General features: G+C 36.2%; 28 protein-coding genes. All 28 read left to right on the forward strand.

Translation table 11 applies throughout. The features are described 5' to 3' along the window. The first annotated feature begins 528 nt into the window (after positions 1-528). The 28 genes from ABXZ36_RS14095 (at position 529) to ABXZ36_RS14230 (ending at position 18,536) form a co-directional block, all read left to right on the forward strand. On the forward strand, positions 529-969 hold the full coding sequence (locus ABXZ36_RS14095) for a KTSC domain-containing protein (RefSeq protein ID WP_354616325.1): 441 nt from the start codon (positions 529-531) through the stop codon (positions 967-969). A gap of 88 nt (positions 970-1,057) precedes the next feature. Further along, complete coding sequence (locus tag ABXZ36_RS14100; protein ID WP_062053153.1) at positions 1,058-1,252, forward strand: cold-shock protein; 195 nt, start codon at positions 1,058-1,060, stop codon at positions 1,250-1,252. A 133-nt stretch (positions 1,253-1,385) separates the two neighbouring features. After that, a complete protein-coding gene (locus ABXZ36_RS14105) occupies positions 1,386-1,775 on the forward strand; it encodes a hypothetical protein (RefSeq protein WP_354616326.1) in 390 nt (129 codons plus the stop codon). 567 nt (positions 1,776-2,342) lie between these two features. Continuing rightward, entirely contained in the window at positions 2,343-2,780 is a 438-nt protein-coding gene (locus ABXZ36_RS14110) for a hypothetical protein (protein ID WP_354616327.1), read from the forward strand. Between the two features lie 170 nt (positions 2,781-2,950). Further along, positions 2,951-3,094 carry a hypothetical protein gene (locus ABXZ36_RS14115; RefSeq protein WP_354616328.1) on the forward strand — a complete coding sequence of 48 codons (144 nt, stop codon included), beginning with the start codon at positions 2,951-2,953 and terminating at the stop codon, positions 3,092-3,094. A gap of 276 nt (positions 3,095-3,370) precedes the next feature. Next, positions 3,371-4,150 (forward strand): dioxygenase family protein, encoded by a 780-nt coding sequence (locus tag ABXZ36_RS14120; RefSeq protein WP_354616329.1) that lies wholly within the window; start codon positions 3,371-3,373, stop codon positions 4,148-4,150. Continuing rightward, the gene (locus ABXZ36_RS14125) at positions 4,114-4,470 is read left to right on the forward strand and encodes a hypothetical protein (RefSeq protein ID WP_354616330.1); all 357 of its coding nucleotides are present in this window, start codon (positions 4,114-4,116) and stop codon (positions 4,468-4,470) included. Before ABXZ36_RS14120 ends, ABXZ36_RS14125 begins: the two co-directional genes overlap by 37 nt. 152 nt (positions 4,471-4,622) lie before the next feature. Next, complete coding sequence (locus tag ABXZ36_RS14130; protein ID WP_354616331.1) at positions 4,623-5,270, forward strand: VTT domain-containing protein; 648 nt, start codon at positions 4,623-4,625, stop codon at positions 5,268-5,270. Between the two features lie 20 nt (positions 5,271-5,290). Beyond that, entirely contained in the window at positions 5,291-6,175 is an 885-nt protein-coding gene (locus ABXZ36_RS14135) for a hypothetical protein (protein WP_354616332.1), read from the forward strand. A gap of 337 nt (positions 6,176-6,512) precedes the next feature. Continuing rightward, positions 6,513-6,815 carry a hypothetical protein gene (locus ABXZ36_RS14140; RefSeq protein ID WP_354616333.1) on the forward strand — a complete coding sequence of 101 codons (303 nt, stop codon included), beginning with the start codon at positions 6,513-6,515 and terminating at the stop codon, positions 6,813-6,815. Then, complete coding sequence (locus ABXZ36_RS14145; RefSeq protein ID WP_354616398.1) at positions 6,782-7,393, forward strand: ester cyclase; 612 nt, start codon at positions 6,782-6,784, stop codon at positions 7,391-7,393. The genes ABXZ36_RS14140 and ABXZ36_RS14145 overlap by 34 nt, the downstream gene beginning before the upstream one ends. A gap of 198 nt (positions 7,394-7,591) precedes the next feature. Next, positions 7,592-7,792, forward strand: a complete 201-nt coding sequence (locus ABXZ36_RS14150) for a hypothetical protein (RefSeq protein WP_354616334.1) — start codon at positions 7,592-7,594, stop codon at positions 7,790-7,792. A gap of 45 nt (positions 7,793-7,837) precedes the next feature. Next, entirely contained in the window at positions 7,838-8,356 is a 519-nt protein-coding gene (locus ABXZ36_RS14155) for a hypothetical protein (RefSeq protein ID WP_354616335.1), read from the forward strand. 32 nt (positions 8,357-8,388) lie between these two features. Then, on the forward strand, positions 8,389-8,520 hold the full coding sequence (locus tag ABXZ36_RS14160) for a hypothetical protein (RefSeq protein WP_354616336.1): 132 nt from the start codon (positions 8,389-8,391) through the stop codon (positions 8,518-8,520). Positions 8,521-8,883: 363 nt separating this feature from the next. Continuing rightward, positions 8,884-9,318, forward strand: a complete 435-nt coding sequence (locus ABXZ36_RS14165; RefSeq protein ID WP_354616337.1) for a thioesterase family protein — start codon at positions 8,884-8,886, stop codon at positions 9,316-9,318. Positions 9,319-9,612: 294 nt separating this feature from the next. Next, entirely contained in the window at positions 9,613-10,827 is a 1,215-nt protein-coding gene (locus ABXZ36_RS14170) for an MFS transporter (RefSeq protein WP_354616338.1), read from the forward strand. Between the two features lie 217 nt (positions 10,828-11,044). Continuing rightward, a complete protein-coding gene (locus tag ABXZ36_RS14175; protein WP_354616339.1) occupies positions 11,045-11,440 on the forward strand; it encodes a hypothetical protein in 396 nt (131 codons plus the stop codon). Positions 11,441-11,733: 293 nt separating this feature from the next. Next, entirely contained in the window at positions 11,734-12,279 is a 546-nt protein-coding gene (locus ABXZ36_RS14180) for a thioesterase family protein (RefSeq protein ID WP_354616340.1), read from the forward strand. Then, entirely contained in the window at positions 12,276-12,431 is a 156-nt protein-coding gene (locus tag ABXZ36_RS14185; RefSeq protein WP_354616341.1) for a hypothetical protein, read from the forward strand. The genes ABXZ36_RS14180 and ABXZ36_RS14185 overlap by 4 nt, the downstream gene beginning before the upstream one ends. A 3-nt stretch (positions 12,432-12,434) precedes the next feature. Beyond that, a complete protein-coding gene (locus ABXZ36_RS14190) occupies positions 12,435-12,761 on the forward strand; it encodes an alpha/beta hydrolase fold domain-containing protein (RefSeq protein WP_354616342.1) in 327 nt (108 codons plus the stop codon). After that, entirely contained in the window at positions 12,739-13,173 is a 435-nt protein-coding gene (locus ABXZ36_RS14195; protein WP_354616343.1) for an alpha/beta hydrolase family protein, read from the forward strand. Before ABXZ36_RS14190 ends, ABXZ36_RS14195 begins: the two co-directional genes overlap by 23 nt. A gap of 334 nt (positions 13,174-13,507) precedes the next feature. Next, positions 13,508-13,693, forward strand: coding sequence for a hypothetical protein (locus ABXZ36_RS14200; RefSeq protein ID WP_354616344.1), 186 nt, complete (start codon positions 13,508-13,510; stop codon positions 13,691-13,693). 105 nt (positions 13,694-13,798) lie between these two features. Next, entirely contained in the window at positions 13,799-14,113 is a 315-nt protein-coding gene (locus ABXZ36_RS14205) for an HPF/RaiA family ribosome-associated protein (protein WP_354616345.1), read from the forward strand. Between the two features lie 237 nt (positions 14,114-14,350). Then, entirely contained in the window at positions 14,351-15,073 is a 723-nt protein-coding gene (locus ABXZ36_RS14210; RefSeq protein WP_354616346.1) for a hypothetical protein, read from the forward strand. Positions 15,074-15,336: 263 nt separating this feature from the next. Then, entirely contained in the window at positions 15,337-16,806 is a 1,470-nt protein-coding gene (locus tag ABXZ36_RS14215) for a M20 family peptidase (protein WP_354616347.1), read from the forward strand. Between the two features lie 118 nt (positions 16,807-16,924). Further along, complete coding sequence (locus ABXZ36_RS14220; RefSeq protein ID WP_354616348.1) at positions 16,925-17,062, forward strand: hypothetical protein; 138 nt, start codon at positions 16,925-16,927, stop codon at positions 17,060-17,062. 263 nt (positions 17,063-17,325) lie between these two features. Then, on the forward strand, positions 17,326-17,667 hold the full coding sequence (locus ABXZ36_RS14225) for a hypothetical protein (RefSeq protein WP_354616349.1): 342 nt from the start codon (positions 17,326-17,328) through the stop codon (positions 17,665-17,667). A gap of 164 nt (positions 17,668-17,831) precedes the next feature. After that, a complete protein-coding gene (locus ABXZ36_RS14230) occupies positions 17,832-18,536 on the forward strand; it encodes a TlpA family protein disulfide reductase (RefSeq protein ID WP_354616350.1) in 705 nt (234 codons plus the stop codon). Positions 18,537-18,572: the final 36 nt, after the last annotated feature.

The raw sequence follows: 18,572 nt of genomic DNA on the forward strand, positions 1-18,572 counted from the left end.
GTAATGTGCCCCTTTTAGCATCATGTCTTAGAGCTAAAGAATGGTAGAATACCAATTAGAGGAGGTTGCCATCATAGAGCCCAGACTACCATGAACAAACTCATGCTAATAGGCTAGTAATTCCTTCATTAGGATGGACTAGAGAAAAAGGTGTTTTCTAGTTCCTAAAGATCTTAAATTTTTAGACATCCGCTTCCGAGGGAATTGCGTAGTAGCCAAGACCTTCAAATATAAAGCCCTGCCAGATTGGTTGTCCTTAAACAACACCATAATCCTGCAGACGAGTATGGCTAGTTGGCAATTTATACCTAGGTGATCCTTAGAAAAGGGCAAAATAAAATTCATTTATGGTTCATATTAGAACAACTTAAGCAAGGGAAAAGAACACCGAAAAATAAATATTATAAGAGCTATAGGTCAGACCAATAATAAGAAGTAGCTTTGCGCCCAGTTAAAAAAAAATGACAGTACTCCACTCAAAACCAATTCTTTACAAACGGCTAGTTGGAGTTAAAAAAAAGAAGATGCATGAAGCGTATTAATGAATACAAGAAATTGTTCAATGTTGAAAAGGAATTAGACCTAAAACAGCTGAAAACAACCTATAGGAATTTGGTAAAGGAGTGGCACCCAGATAAATTCCAGAAAGAAGATGCCTTATTTGAAGAAGCTCAGATAAAAAGTCAAAAGATCATAGATGGTTATCACTTTTTGGTTAGCATAGCACCTGAAACCAAGCAAGCAAATTTGGAAGAGTACAAGGTAACCACAAATGAATCTGGTATTGCAGATTTCACCCATAAAGGCTTGTTAATGGAAATTACCTTTTTGGATGGTAATACCTACGAGTTTTTTGGAGTTACTAAGAACATATACGTAAAGATGATTAATTCTGATAAGCAACTGAGATTTGCCAAAAGGAACATTTTTAATTCATATCTCTACCGAAAATCGAAAAAAAGCGCATAATAATAAAAGATTAACGTTAATATAATGTGAGAATTAATTTTTTAATGCGATCTTTGCCAACTATTTAGTAATTAATTTAATTTTTATAATGAGTACAGGAACAGTAAAATTTTTCAACGACGCAAAAGGATTTGGTTTTATAACTGAAGAAGGTTCTAACAAAGAACATTTTGTACACGTATCAGGTTTAATCGACGAAATCCGTGAAGGAGACGAAGTTGAATTTGAATTGGAGCAAGGAAAAAAAGGATTGAACGCAGTTAACGTTAAAGTTATCGACTAATTACGTTTCTTTTCTAGAAATAAGGCCTATCTATTGATAGGCTTTTTTTATGCCCAAAAATGAGATTCATACATTGTTTATTTTATAATGCTTGTTTTTACTTTGCCTATATTGTTCACAGAAAAACAACAGCATGGCACTATTGGCGAAGTGGATCCTTATTTTTTTTGGAATATTCCTTATAGGTACAGCAGTCCTAATGCTTTTATTACCAAGTAAGGCCAGAGAAATCCTTAGAAAAGCCGGAAGCACACCTTTTATCAATTATATGGAAATATCGGTTCGTATGATTCCATCAGCTGCCTTGATACTTTATGCCGATTACTCCAGATTCACCATGGTATTTCTTTTGTTAGGATGGTTTATGTTAGGCACTTCCGTTATACTTTATTTTATACCTAGAAAGATGAACCACCAATATGCCTTAAAATCTGCAGATATATTAAATCCACTTTATATACGATGCATCTCCCCTTTATCTTTTCTTTTTGGCATCTTTATCATCTACGGGACTCATTCTTAGCATTTTTTTAATTAAATGGTATCCGTATCGCTACAACCAATTAATTTTTTATTTCTCTTGGGGTGACCCTCTTATTTAAAGTCTGACTGCATCCTATACTACGTATTTAGACATTATTTTATATCTTTAAGTAATCCCCAATTAAAGGTCAACCCATATCTTCTTGGCACCCCATGAAGATATGCTAATAAAATTAGGTAGTTGTTTATACTTCTAAACGTGAATATACGTCTGGAACTCAAACCAACAAGCGAAAACATTGGAAGATAAGATTCTGTAGCTTGAAGCACAGAACGCCAAGAAAACATGATCTACTTATAAAAATGGCATTAAAAAAAACAGATTATACCTTCATTTTTGGTATTCTCTAAAGCTGTGTATTTTAGATACCATAATATCTAATATACAATGGGATCAGGACTTGGACCCAAGATGACATTTCAATTTGTAGAAGTATTAAAGGTGATAGTAGAATTTACAATTACAACAAGTAAAGAAACTCCCTTTATTGTATTTCTTCTTATTAAACTTTAAAAAAGTAAATCGAATAACCTAAAAACAAGCATTATGAAAAAAGCCATCAGGAATGTTTTAGCGATCATTTTAGGGTTGGTCCTTGGAAGTGTGGTGAATATGGGACTCATTATGACCGGTGGCGACGTTGTCTCCCCTCCCCAAGGTGCAGATATCACAACCATGGAAGGACTTAAGGCTTCCATGCACCTATTCGAAGCCAAAAACTTTATTTTTCCTTTCTTGGCACATGCTTTAGGTACTTTTGTGGGTGCTGTAATTACAGCATTGATTGCCGCCAACTACAAAATGAGGTATGCTTTTGGTATAGGGGCCACCTTTATGTTAGGAGGCATCATCAATAGTTTTCTATTCCCTGCCCCATCGTGGTTTATTGTCTTAGACCTTATGGCTGCTTATATTCCCATGGCTTGGTTTGGCGGTAAATTAGCATTGGCCTTACACCAAAAAAGCACCAACACAAACCTTTAGAACTCATAAAATATAGTGTTTCTATAGAAATTAACAGCGCTATTGATCAGGTTATTGAACTTTTTGACAATCCAGATAATTTAAAGGAATGGATGGAAGGTCTGCTGAGCTTTGAACATCTGAGTGGCACCCCTTGACAAATTGGGGCCAAATCCAAATTGAGATTTAAAATGGGAAAACGGGACGTTGAAATGATTGAGACTATTACCGTTCGCAAACTGCCTCAAGAATTTAGTGGCACCTATAAGGTCAAAGGAGTCTTTAACATAGCAAAAAACAAGTTTGTAGAACTCTCGGATACGAAGACCAAGTAGATCTCGGAGCAGGAGTTTGAATTTATGGGCATAATGAAATTTATGGGTGTTCTGATGCCATGGGCCTTTAAAAAACAATCCTTGAAATACCTGAAAGCATTTAAAAAATTTGCAGAAAGCCAAGCGTATTAGGAAATAATCTAACACAATACCTAATTCAGCATGAGAGATGTATTCCATATTATCATAAGGGTACTATTACTCGCCACCTTGGTCAGTTGCCAAGGTCTAACAAAGGGCAATACCATTAAAAAAGCCGCTGTCCAAACACCTTAGTTGATCGGGGGTGGATGTGATGGTTGCGAACTGATGTATGTGGGCATGCCCAAAAATATTGCTGCAGTTGACACCAGTGCTGGATGGTCCGAAGTGGGTCATAAATTACTCATGACTGGTACAGTATTTAAATTTGGCGGCAAAATACCAGCGCCCAATGTAATAATCTACTACTGGCAGACCGATTCCAATGGGTTCTACTCCCCTGTTAAGGGAATGGACGCCAAAGCGAGAAGGCATGGACATTTAAGAGGCTGGGTGAAGACCGATAATAAAGGACATTATGCCATTTATACTATTCGGCCCGCACCTTACCCGAAGGATGTGATGCCTTCCCATATCCATACGTCCATCAAGGAACCCAACATAACCAATGAATACTATATAGACGAATTTGTTTTTGATGACGATCCCCTACTGCTCCCCGCTTGGAAAAAGAATCCACCAGAAAATAGAGGCGGAAGTGGCCTTTTAAGAGTGATGCTTTCCAATAATCTACAAATTGCCGAACACAACATTGTTTTGGGGTTAAACATTCCCAATTATCCCGAAAAACCTGCTTATGGTAAGCAACCCGGATTGGAAATTGGGGAAGACCAACCATCATTTACCCCATACATGCCTTGGGGCCAGACAAAGGCACCAAAACCTGTCCTGTTTGTAAGTATGGGAGCTACCATGTCATCATCTATTTTGCGGGCAACAACACTAACTGGAAAGGTATTAAGCAGTGGTTGGTGTATTTGGAACAGGAAAGAAAAAACCGTAACACGTATTTAAAGGCCTATTTCGTTTACGGAAATAGCAATAGCTATTCCAAAGAAAAGAGGATAGCGGAGTTGGAACAGGTGGGCATTGGATTGAATTTGAAACATATGGCTCTGAAGTTTGTACCATTCTTTTCGGATAAGGGCAGTGAGATAAATCTCAACAAGTTAGATCCCAAAGTGGAAAATACCTTTATCATTTACAAATACCGAACTATTATAGATAAGTATGTAGACCTAAAGCCCACAGCTGCTAATTTCCTGAAACTATCCAAAACCTTGGATGCCACTACCAATAACTATTTTGGCCTGCCCATACCCAAACAAGACTAATTCCTTGGCGTTACTAATTACACTATAATTTTGATTGTTGTATGCTAAAGGTTTGTTATTAACACCACCTTAGATATGGGTCTTTTTTGTTTTTTAATTTGAGCATCAAAGGGCTATATTTTGTACTTTTCCCTATTACAATTAATCCCTTTATGGACCAACTTTTAGATTTCATACTTCATACCGATGATGCTTTACTGTCTTTGGTTGCCGAAAATATTTACAAGGCCTACTTTATCCTTTTCCTAATTATAATGCTGGAAACCGGGCTGATTGTTTTCCCTTTTTTACCTGGAGACGGACTCCTCTTTTCTGCTGGGGTAGTTGCTGCTTCTACAGATATGAATGTATGGGTGTTATTGCTATTGCTTATCATAGCTGCAATCATGGGAAATATTATCAACTACTATGTGGGCATGACCCTAGGTGCCGGTTTAAAGGAGAGCAACAATTACATCATTAAAAATTATATCATGATCCATGTCCCCAAGGCAGAAGCATTTTATGCAAAACATGGCGGCCGCGCTATTATCATTGGTCGGTTTTTTCCTTTTGTACGCACCTATATCCCATTTTTGGCAGGGATTGTACGTATGGAACGCCCTACCTTCATTAAAAACAGCGTATTGGGTGCTCTTTATTGGATCTCATTGTTTCTCTTGACAGGATTTTTTGTAGGAGATATCCCTTGGGTAAAAAACAATTATGGACTTATATTTATATGCCTCATTATAATTACCATGTTACCCTTATTATTTTCGATGCTAAAGAAATTATTCAAAAAACTGAACTTAATTTAGAGTATTCTTAAAAGTACATTATGCCCTATACCCTTACAAATAAACTTTTGGAACTCCATGTAGATTTTCCCTCAGAAAATTATACAGGTTCACGTTTCGATTGGTCTGGAAAAATAACCTCTGTGAAATTCCAGAATATATCCATTACAGGCGTGGAACAAACAAACCTAGCGGAAGGCATCCACCGTGGTAAAGGATTTTACAATGAATTTGGGATTAACTCCCCCCTAGGTTTTGATACTACGGAGATTGGGGATTGGTTCCATAAGATTGGGGTGGGACTCTTAAAAAAAGATTCAGATATCTACGACTTCCAAAAAAACTACGAAGTGCACCCTGCCGAATTTAATGTTATCAAAAGCAAAACTCAAATAACTAGTACTTGTATTGCTAAGCTTTACAATGGTTTTGGGTATATTCTAAACAAAGAAATAGCGCTATTTAAAAGTGGTTTTACGATCCGTTATCAATTAAAGAATACAGGTGATAAAACTATAAAAACCAATGAATACAACCACAATTTTTTGGCCGTAGACAAAAGTTTAATTGGAATTGACTATCACTTAAAATTTTCATTTCCCTTACAGCCCAATCTTTTTGGGGAAACGGTAAACCCTGAAAAGAAGGCGATCTTAGGTAAAGATGACGTTTCCTTTATAGGAACGCCCCAAGAACAATTCTTTTTTAGTAATCTGTCTGGAGGTAAAACCGTCTATGCCCAATGGGAACTGCTGAATCTCAAAAGTAATATCGGGATCCGTGAAACCGGAAGTTTCCCGACTAATTCCTTTAACCTCTGGGGATGGACCCATGTGATCAGTCCTGAAATATATCATACAATTGCCCTTAATCCCGGAGAAACCACGTCTTGGTCTAGAACGTACGATATTTTTACCATAGCCTAGTCCAACGAATCTAAAGAAGAGGTTCCCATCTTTTTCAGTGGGCAAGTAATCGTGAACTGAATTTCAAGCAATGTAAAAAAATCCATAAACAACTGTTATGTAGTAATTTATGTTCGTTTTATTTTTGCTGATCAGCAATTATATTCTGTATTAGGTATGTCAAATCCCCCCTTACTTTTAAAATTAAAGGTTTGGATAAAGTGTTGCAATCCGATTTATTCATATGCTATGCTAGATCCTGATACCATACAGGCATATATTCAAGGTATTATCATTCTTAAGTTTTAAACGGGAAAGCCGAAAACCAATCCAAGTAAGCACCAACAAATGAAACCAAATGAAAACTAAAAACACCTTCATCCTCTTCATTACTCTTGTAAGTATGGCGACCACCTTCGCCCAAAAAAGCAACATTAACAAAGACCTTAAAATGTATTCCCAAGTTTGGGACGACATTGTAAACAAGGGTCAGATAGACCGCATTAATACCGAAAATTTCGCCACGGACATTACTTTGGTCACAAGTCCAGAGAACATTGTAGGGATTGAAGGTTTTAAAGCCTATTACCAAAAAACCTCACAGGGTTTTCGGATGTTTCCTTTACCATTCTCGATGTCTTTGGACAAAACGATAAAATAGTAAAAAAATGGAATTTTAAGGGCACACACACGGACGACTTCTTTGGTATCCCCGCCACAGGAAAAATGGTGGACATAGATGGGGTGACCTTGGTGAAAATGAAAAACGGAAAAATTGCCCAAGAACAGGATTTTATGGACAATATGTTGTTTATGACTCAATTGGGAATGCTGTCCAATCCAGAAAATACGTGTATTGTGGACAACCTCTATAAGGCCTTTGCTGTTGGGGATATTCCTTCTGTACTCAGCACAATGGACGCCAATATTGTTTGGAACGAGGCCGAAGGCAATGCATATGCCGACGGTAATCCGTACATAGGACCAGATCCTATTTTAAATGCCGTTTTTGCACGCCTCGGAGCAGATCACGAATACTATAACCTTACCGATATCCAATTACATGAGATGAGCAATGACCAAGTGCTTGCCACCTTACGCTATGATGCCAAATTGAAGGAAAATGGTGTCTTAATAGATGCCCAGGCCGCCCACCTTTGGACCCTGAAAGATGGAAAAGTGATCGGCTTTCAGCAGTTTGTAGATACCAACCAATTAGCGGATACTCTCAGTAAATAAGCAAACACTATATAAAGGAAAAGCGGAAATTTGTTGAGCCTATTCCTTTAATAATGCCGAATAATCTTAAAAAAAAGCTACTAAAGCGCAAGTGATCACGGCTTGTGCTTTTTTAATATATTTATAATATCCGTTCAACCATAACTTTTCGTCTCGATAGCCATTGGGATTATAAGGATGGGTATAACCTAACCACCAATGGAAAACATGATCAAGCTTTTTAGGAGAATTCGGCAAAACCTGTTGACTGAAAATAAGTTCAACAAATACCTTCTTTATGCCATTGGGGAGATTGTACTAGTGGTTATTGGTATTTTGATCGCTTTACAGATCAATAATCTAAATGAGGAAAGCAAGATCAATACCTCTGTTGCCAAACATTTAATTATTCTAAAGTAAAACATACTGGAGGATCAAATACAATTGAGGGAATTACAACACATTATGATGGAAAATTCCCATTACGCAGACTCATCCGTGTTGCAAATAAGAACCTTGATTCCTCTTGATAATCAAATTAAAAAGTATTTAAGCAAATTAATACAAGAATATCAGTTTAGACCCAATACCAATGCCATAGAAACCATTACACAATCCAATGAAATTCCTTCCTTAGATTCTGAACTACAAACTGCTATTCTTAATTATTATGCCCTGATAGAACGAACAAAAGAACGGGAACACATTTCAAACACCCAAAGACAAAGTAAGTATGAGAACCATATAAATAATTATTATCCCGAAATATTTCAAAAGGACAATGAATGGGACTTCGTTAAAACATTCTATAAAAATGACCCCAGACCTATAACCCCTATTAATGAAAACAAATTCCTTTTGGATAGACCTCTGGAAGCATTGTTAGTCTCAAGATATTTTCAGAGTAGTGTTCTTCAGGAGTATTACACCGATTTATTGGAGTCCTCAGAAACTATTCTGAAATTATTGTCAGAAGAATCATAGCGGTAAACTTTTATCTATAAAAACCTATAGGTATGAAAACAATGACCTGCAGACAATTGGGAGGGGTCTATGATCTGCCATTTAGGACCAACACTTTTGATGAAATAGCCGAGATGAGCAAAAAGCAAGAGCTTATAAAACCCCCTAAAGCCATGAAAGAGTAGTTCTAAAAAAAGAGAACTGAATTTAATGCTCTATGAAAGGATAAATAAAATATTCCAGAAAGGCAGGAGCAATAGCAAATACCGGTATATCAACGTATACTGGACAAATATTAACTAATCTCGGTGCTATATCGGGCTTTGAAACCGCTACTCATTATGGAGAAATTGTTCCTCCTAGTGGAGATGTTGAGATAATTAAGGAGATTGATGGTACTGCTACTTTTAGCCTGTATCAAAATGGAGTGCTAATACCCAATTCTAGCAGAATTAGAACAACAAAAGTTAATACGGTCGATGTTACTTTACGAGCAATGGCTACTATCGCTCAAGATGAAAATATTGAGGTGAGATGGATTGCGTGTAATGAGCGCTGCGAAATACCCCATCTATATGGATTTTGTCCGTTGGGAATTAATTGCTAGATCAAAATCATTAAAAGCCATTGTAAAAAGAGGACTTGCACCAACATTAGGTTCCCAAAAGATTATTTACAGAAAACCTTTAAAAATCTGGTCAAAATTTGATGTGGTATTGGAGAGTGTTGGCATGGATGATAAGTGGATTTACAATATTCATTATTTTGAACAAGAAAATGAAGTTAAGGCAATAGGCATTACAGGAATACTTATTTGGAGAAAAAATATTCCCACTGACCTCACGGATATCATGAAAGAAGTTGGTGAAAATGGAAAAATAGTTCCCCCCTCTTGGGTCTTAAAAATCTTTAAAGAGGATAAAAAAATTATAGAAAATGCCAACGAAATAATCTATAGCCAGCAAGGCACTAGTATTTCATAGAAACATACTGCCCCTCGCGCACAATGGAGAGGGCTGGACACAAAACCCCAATAAATTCATGATGATGAGTAAAATAGGTTTCGACTGCGCTGAACCTGACAATGAAAAATTTCATAAGATTCCCCGATGCCACCTCTAAGGCAGGCGGGGATCTTTCTTTATAACTAAATTCTCACTACATACAAGAGGTCCCACCCTAGCTAAGAACTCCATCCTATTCCCAATAACCTTTATGAAGAATAAAGCCACTTAAATTTTTTAACCCATCTTTGGACTACCCTGAAAAGAAGTAGTATGAAAGATAACATAAAACTTGGACTAAAAGAAAACTGGCCACAATTCACCATTTTGGTGATTGTTAATGCCTTTGTAGGTGGTATGGTAGGTTTGGAACGCACCATTATCCCCAAATTTGCTGAATTGGAATTTGGGATGGCTTCCAAAACCGCAATCCTTTCCTTTATTATCGCCTTTGGCATCACCAAGGCCGTCACCAATTACTTTACAGGAAAATTGGCCAATAGGTTTGGCAGAAGGAATCTTTTGGTACTGGGTTGGATCATTGCCCTTCCCATTCCTTTTCTATTGATCTACGCCCCTTCCTGGAACTGGGTTATTTTTGCCAATATCCTTTTGGGTGTAAATCAAGGATTGACATGGAGCAGTACCGTGGTGATGAAAATAGATCTGGTAGGGCAAAAAGATCGCGGCTTGGCCATGGGCATTAATGAGTTTGCCGGCTATTTCGCCGTAGGGGTGGTCGCCTTTCTAACGGGTATTATTGCACAAGAATATGGGGTTACTCCCTACCCTTTTTATTTGGGAATCGGTATTTCTATTATTGGTCTATTATTAACGGTATTCTTTGTTAAGGATACCCGAAAATTTGTGGACCAGGAACAAAAGACCACCGAGACCAATACCTTGGAAAACGTCTTTTTGGAAACCTCATTTAAGGACAGAACATTAAGTTCCATTACCCAAGCAGGGTTGGTGAACAATTTAAATGATGGGATGATCTGGGGTCTTTTGCCCATCCTCCTATTTTCCTTTAATTATGATTCAAAAAGCATAGGTCTTATTGCCGCCATTTACCCTGCCGTTTGGGGAATAGGTCAGCTTTTTACAGGAAAAATGGCAGATCTCTATTCTAAAAAAGGCATGCTTTTTTGGGGCATGCTCTTGCAGGGACTAGCCATATTGTTCATTCCTGTTTTTACAGGTTTTTATGAATTGGCCAGTATTGCTGCCCTCTTGGGTCTTGGAACAGCCTTGGTATACCCTACATTTCTATCGGCCATTGCAGAGGCTACCTCACCAAGACAACGGGCAGAAAGTATTGGGGTCTTTAGGTTATGGCGAGATTTGGGCTACGCCATAGGTGCCATTGTATCTGGGGTCATTGCGGACATGTTTGGGATAACCTATGCCGTATTGACCATTGGGGTTCTCACAGTGCTGTCTTCATTGGTGATTCAATTTAGAATGCCAAAGGATCGCAAAAAGTAGTTTTACAGTGCCCTCATTTTCCCAGCACACACTATTACCTCTTAACTGCGCCCGAGGCGACAATTACTTCCATTAGTATTTCATAATTAAAATCTTTTTGGTTTAAATAGGTGTTTTTTCTATATTGTCGAAATTAACGAACTACGATACTAAAATTATACTTGTAGATTTCAGTAATTAATTAAGTGCCATTACATAAAAAATCAGTGATAAAATTATGAAAACTGCATTTCGAGTAATTTCAACATTTATATCATTTATTAGTAGCTACCTTTTTATATATTGGGTTCCATTCTCCTTGATTCCCGGAGCACACACTATTGCTTGGATTCCCAATGTTGTTTCATTGCTTTTGGCAATGGGTATTGCCTTTTTTATTTGGAAAAAAACGAGAGCTATGTCAAACAACTTGGCTCTATATATTATCATGGGTGGGGTCATCACGGGAGCTATCGGATTTATATTAGGCTTTTTCGGCCCCATTATTTTCACCCCAAATTCTGCCCAAGGCCCTTTACTTGGAATTTTCATCACAGGACCAATTGGTTTTCTGATTGGAATTGTGGTAGGTGGAATTTATTGGAGGGTTAAAGTAAGAAACAATCCATCTTAATTAAGATAGCAAGGCACGAGGTTTAAGCCCCGAAATATGCCAATATTTTATACTATTAAAAGAAAAAATAACTGGATAAAACGGTTGCCAACAAGGACTATTACATATTGTAACCCACAATATCCTCTCGAGCGCAGTCGATATGTTCTTTTTTAGCTCCAACCCACCTGGTTTGCTAAAATTTTTTAAAGTTTAATAGATTATATTTTCTAAATTGGAGCAAAGAATAACCTCTTTAAGCCAAAGAAAACCAATGGCCTTCTGTAATTAATTAACTATATCCAAAAACCCGCATGATTTATTACTGGTGCAGTATTTTAAAAATATTGGTCCTGAGAAATTTACAAAGTGAAGTGAAATATGACCAGACCATAAGAAGATCTTTTAGGGTCGGACTCTTTGATTGTGACGGATTGCGAGTAATGACGGCCGCCAAATACCCTATCTATATGGACTTTGTTCGATGGGAGTTAATTGCCAGATCTAAACTATTCAACGCTATTGTAAAAAGAGGTCTTGCACCAACGTTGGGATCCCAAAAGATTATTTACAGAAAGCCTTTGAAAATTTGGTCAAAATTTGATGTGGTACTGAAGAGTGTTGGCATGGATGACAAGTGGATCTACCATGTTCATTATTTTGAACAAGAAAATGAAGTCAAGGCAATAGGCATTACCCGTGCACTGATATGGAAAAGAAATGTTCCCACTGCGCTTACAGATATCATGAAAGAAGTTGGTGCCACTGAAAAAACAGTCCCCCCCTCTTGGGTTTTAAAAATATTTGAAGATGATAAAGAAATTATAGAACATGCCAACCATTTGAAACAGCCTAAATGAAAAAGACACGAATCAGTTTAACCATTATTGGTCTCCTTCTTTTGGCCTCCTGCTCAAAAAGGCTCACCGCCATCCAAAATAAAACACCTGAACAGATTGGAACTGCTTACACTATACATAAAGATGTTTCATATGGTTCGGATGTCGAATAGAAGATGGACATGTATCTTTCTAAGCATGCTACATCTTATGGCAATAAGAATTACACCATTGTATTCCTTCACGGGGGCGGCTATTATGTAAGCGATAAAACCCAAGAGGAAAAATACATTGAGCCTTATCTTAAAAAAGGCCTTAACATTATCAACATGAATTACCGACTAAAAAAGGGAATTCCATTGGCAACAAGTGACTTAACAAATGCTTTAAACTTTCTCCACACGAATAACAGCGCTTATAAGTTAAATTTATACAATGTAATTGTGACCGGTTTTTCTGCGGGAGCACATATAGCTACAAATGTTGGGGTTAACCCAAAATAATCCTGAATATCCCAATCAATTACATGATGGAATTTCCATCACTGGAATCATTAACTTTTCTGGTCCCGTAGCCGGCTTGGACATTGTGGAAAAAATTTTTTCGGATAGTGATATTGAAATAATGAGCGAAATAGGCAGGGCACTATTTCCGTTGAGCGAAGGTTATGAATCTAAGGAGAACATAGCAGTCTATGAACCTATAACCTACTTTGACCAAAACGATCCACCAATATTCTTGTGGCACGGAGGTAATGATAATCAGGTACCCCCAAAAACATTTGAAAGGTTCGTTCCAATGCTTCAACCTCAAAAGGACGTGGTGATGTTCTTAGCAGAGGGACAACACAGCCCAAACCTTGAAGAATTACAGAATGCCTATAATACCATCTTTCTCTTTTTAGATACTTTATAAAAAAACTCCTTCCAACATGCGCATTGGGTATACCTTCATATCCCCTAGCGCGCAGTCGAGAGGTATGGACACGCAATCCTTGATTCCAGTCAAGCGGTTTCGTCTGCGCTCAACCTGAAAAACGAACACTCCCTTACACTTTACCAAAAACCTTCAAATTAAAAATTTCATCCTTCTAAGGCACTGGAAAACAAATTAATACACTTAGGTTTAGGCAGTTACCTTTATTTTATAAATGGCCATTGTTAACTTAATCTCTGGATTTTAAGACAGTATTAATACAATTTGAGTATTAAATTTTTATACTGCGAACTAACTATTAAAACAAGTATATATGAGTACTACTTTTTTGAATACAAAGTCAAGAGGAATGACCAAAACAGTAGCTGAATTCTCCAAAGAGGAGGGTCAGAGCAATAAAGAGTTCCGTGAATTCATCAAAGAACAAGTGTTGGAGTATAGAAAAGAGGGATTAGACGTATTTAAGTCACCAAGACCAGGAGATGATCAAAGGAACTAAATACTTCATATCCAGATCGGATAAAGAAGGAAATAACAGAGAACTAAAAGGCTATTTGCCTTCGCTAAATAGCCTTTTAGAAATTTAAACCAAAAATTATAGCATATGACGATTCAAATTAATACCGACAAAACGATTTCTGGAGAAAAAAGAAGTGAAGATTATTTTACCTCGCTCATTGCCGAAGCCCTGCAAAGATTCGATTCTCATATTACCAGAATTGAGGTACATTTAAAAGATGAGAATGGAAAAAAAGATGGAATCAATGATATCTCATGTTTAATAGAAGCCAGACTTGAAGGTAGGCAACCCATTGCAATCACTAATCAGGCAGACTCTGTAGATCTGGCAGTAACAGGTGCCATTGATAAAATAAAAACGGCGGTAGAAAGCATTATTGGAAAAATGCAAAAACACTAATATTTTTTAAAAATGAAAGTTGGTCATTAACTAACCTCCTTCCCTTGCTTTCCCCTCGAGCGCAGTCGAAAGGTATGGACACGCATACCCCGTGCAATCCATAATTCCAGTCAAGAGGTTTCGACTACGCCCCTCCTCCCAACATTTCCTACCACGTTACGGGAAACCGTAAAGAAAAACTAATAGTTATTCTCTTCTTTGTGATCGTAAATATCCAAGAAAAAACGATTACATATTATGAAAAATATCACCTTACTTCTTTTATTAGTTGCCATCAGTTTAGTTCCTAAAAGTACCATGGCCCAAAACAAAGGTGCAGGCGTTGCAGCTGCTGCAGGAGCGCTTTTAGCTATAGGCGCAGGGGTTGCGGCCGTAGAACAGATGAAAGAGCGTGCAGAACTTACGGCTACTGAATATATGCTGGCCAACAACCCAGAGTTTGAAAATTTCTCGTTAAAGACACTCGATTTTGAAGGAAAAAAACTGAGCGATATGTCTGCGGCTTCTGTGATCACCTTTAAGATCCAGGAGTTCGTACCTGCCGACAAGCCAGAGCTGAACGGAAAAAAACATATCCTCTTTGGCTTTACCAGCTATGGTTGGATTAGTGAATACGGAATTGATTTTGATAAGGTAAAATGGTATTTGATTGACTCCACCGAATGGCTCAACATGATGACCTCCTATGTCTCTGTAGCTTCTGGAGAGGACAATGGCGTTGTTAAATCCCAATTGGCCGATGGTAAAATTGTAAATAGAGGCGTAAAAGTAGGCAGTAAAATGACCATCCCTTTTTACCAACTGGAAGGGGATATGTATGTGGTGACCGACTATTCCCCGGACATGAAATTTATTTATAACGAACGTTCCTTGGGTATCTTTTTAAAGGAGACCAGAAACCTCATCCAAATTAGACGTAGCAATATCATAGAGATACACGACTTCTTCTTTGAAGGATAAGCATATCTAAGCAACAAACTACCTCTTGTCCCTAACCTGGGCAAGAGGTTTTTAGTTTTCTGCTACTAGTATCCATAAAACAACCAAATACACCTCAAGACACTTAATTCCTACAGCGTTAATAACTTCTTACAACATCATAGAATTTTAGCTAAAATTAAGGCAATACACTCTATATTGCTCTTGTTTTAAAAACAAGGTTGGATAAAGTGACCTGGTGGACTTTAGCCATTAGTTATGAGTAATAATAAAACCACTACAATATGAAGTCATTAAAGAAAGTGCTTTTACTAATAGTATCACTAATTTTAGTTTTTGCAATCTATCTAGTTATTAATACCCTAAATTTTAAGTCAACTCAAATAACTTATGAATCTGCTAAAGTTCTTGAAGTTAATTTCTCTTCAGTAGAAAATTTCTCTAAGGCAATAAAAATAAAAACAATATCACCTGAGAATACAATAGATTTTGACTCAATTCAATTCCAACTCTTTTCAGATTTTTTAAAAAACACTTATCCATTAGCAGATTCTCTTCTAGAAAAGAAAACGTTTAATTCATATAGTTTTCTTTATAAATGGAGGGGTTCAGATCTAACTCTTAAACCAATTGTTTTAATGGCACATCTAGACGTTGTTCCTGTTATTGAAGAAAATCGGGCTAAGTGGAAACACGATTCGTTTGGTGGAGAAATTATAAATGATACTATTTGGGGACGAGGATCTATAGATGATAAAGTTGGTGTTGTTGGAATAATGGAATCATTAGAACTTTTATTGAAAGATGGTTTTTTACCAAAACGGAGTATTTATATTGCTTTAGGACATGATGAGGAAATAGGTGGGGTAAATGGCGCTAAAACAATTGCTCAATACTTAGAAGAAAAAAAAATTAAAGCAGAATTTGTTTTAGATGAAGGGGGAAGTATTATACAGAAACTAATTCCCGATATTGAAAAAGAGGTTGCTCTTATAGGTATTGCAGAAAAAGGCTTTGTTTCTTTAGAATTATCAGTGAGTTTAGAAGGTGGTCATTCATCAATGCCAGAGAGAGAAACGGCAATAGATGTACTCTCTAATGCTATAGTTAAACTTAAAGAAAATCCTTTCCCAGCTGTAATTTCGCCAACAATTGAAGAGTTTATAGAGAATCTAGGTCCCGAGATGCCATTTGCAAATAAATTAGTATTTGCAAATAAATCAATTTTCAAGTCTTTGATTACAGGCATATACGAAGAATCTGCTTCAGGCAATGCACTTGTAAGAACAACTACTTCGCCCACTATCTTTAATAGTGGAGTAAAGGATAATATTATACCACTATCAGCAAGTGCTGTGATAAATTTCAGAATTATTCCAGGAGAAACAATTTCTACGGTTACAAATCGCGTCAATCAAATTATAAATGATGAACGCATTACAATTAAAACAGGTGCGTTTGTTTCCGAACCATCAAAAGTGTCTAGCACAAGTTCCTTTGGCTATAGAACACTTAATAAAACTATTTCAGAAATTTACCCAACTGCACTTGTAGCACCATACCTAGTAGTAGGTGCAACAGATTCGAGACATTTCAATGCTATTTCTGATAATATTTATAGGTTTTCTGCGATCAAAATAAATAAGGAAAACATAAAATCTTTTCATGGATTTAACGAACGATTACCAATTAGTGATTATGAAAATTCAATTCGCTTTTATCATCAATTAATAAAAAATAGTACTTCAAAATAAATACTCATAACACCATGTATAAAAAATAGGTCAGTGATAATCCGAAAAGTTAGTGTCTTTTTAATACGCTATGTTTCATAATCAAACCGTTGTACGTAAGTTAACAAAACAAAAAGTTATGGACAAAAAAACACTGATTGCCTCTATTTTTGAGATTGCAGCTTTTACAGGTGGAATATTAGCCTTCATCCATTTCAATAACGACCATATAGAATGTGAAAATACTATTGAATATTCTGTTGATCAAAATGGTTAAAAAATATCGACTTAAAGGCACATTTGCCAAGAAAGGTTTAATCTTTAAAGTCAATATTATTGGATAAAATAAATTGAAATTAAGACCTCGACATTATATGTTAACCAATAAACTATATAATAACCTACGTACGACAAGGGCTATAATTCATTGTGAAGGTCTGTAAGAAACAATAATTTTAAACACCAAACAGACTGTTTTCATAATTGAAAAATGAATTTTACAGAATTGTCGGCAAAAATATCTGAACGAAAGGCAAAACAATGAAAAAAATATTATTTATCATTTTTCAAGTTTTAATTGGAATTGTTTTAATCGGAAAAATATCCAATTGGTTTTTGAATTATAGCGACGAAACGAATCAAATTCTGAACACTGTAATGTTTACTCTGATCGGAATTGCATATTTGGCTGGAGGTTTCATCTGGGACAAAAAACTGACCACTATAATTTTTCTGATTTGTGGAATTTATTTAGTTTCGGTAAATTTCATTGGTGATTTCGGATTGAAATCAATAATCAAAATTATCTGTATTTTGACACCACTCTTAATTGCAAGATTCTCACCAGAAGAAAATGACGAAAAGGAATTAGCTGAAAATTAAACATACTATTGCCGATAAGGGACAAAATCCATAGTTTAGTATATTTACTGCAATTCAAAAGATTTCGTACATTTAATCCGGCACAATTCATGGCTCTTTTTGCTTAACATCAAATATTAACAACGGAATCTGAGCCTAACCGCAGGCCCATAACAAAAAAAGCTTTGAGATTTTTAAAACGGTATTTCATTGGATTAATATTTTTTTATCTAATCATCTTTGTTGTAATTTTCATCTTTCTGATAAAGATTAATAAGATCGATTCTGATATTATAATTCCCCGTATCTCATTAGAAAATCAATTTGGAGAATTGAAAACATTTAGTGATTATAAGGGAAAAGTGCTTTTGGTGGATTTTTGGTATCAAGGCTGTCAACCATGTTTGGAAGAAATGAAATACTTCCCTGAATTATTAAATAAATATAATTCAGAATTGGCTATTATGAGCATAAGTATTGACTCTAAAGAAGACACTCAAGATCTACTTGAATTAAAGCCAAAGCCTTGGAATTTTCTACAATCTAAAAACTCGGATTGGACTTTTTACAATGACGATAAAAAAAATAGTTTAGTTAAAGAATTAAAAGTTAGCGAATACCCAACGTATCTATTATTCAACAAAGAAGGAGAATTAATAAGCTCACCATACAGCGGCGTTGCAGCAGTCGAAAATAAATTAAGTGGTATTTTCGGTTTAAATCTGGCTTATGTAATACAAAAAGAAAATTTAAAAAAATTACCAGCTTTGGTAATTCCTTATACAGTATTTGTTCTTTTAATTCTATTTATAGAATTTTTAGTATATCTGTTCAAAAAATTATTTCAAAAAAAAATACCAATGCCAATACATTACAAAATTAATTGCTAGTGCCAGCCTACTCACGAATCCTGAAGCATTAGGGCT

This window comes from Sediminicola arcticus (assembly GCF_040566695.1).
Classification (GTDB): Bacteria; Bacteroidota; Bacteroidia; order Flavobacteriales; family Flavobacteriaceae; genus Sediminicola; species Sediminicola arcticus.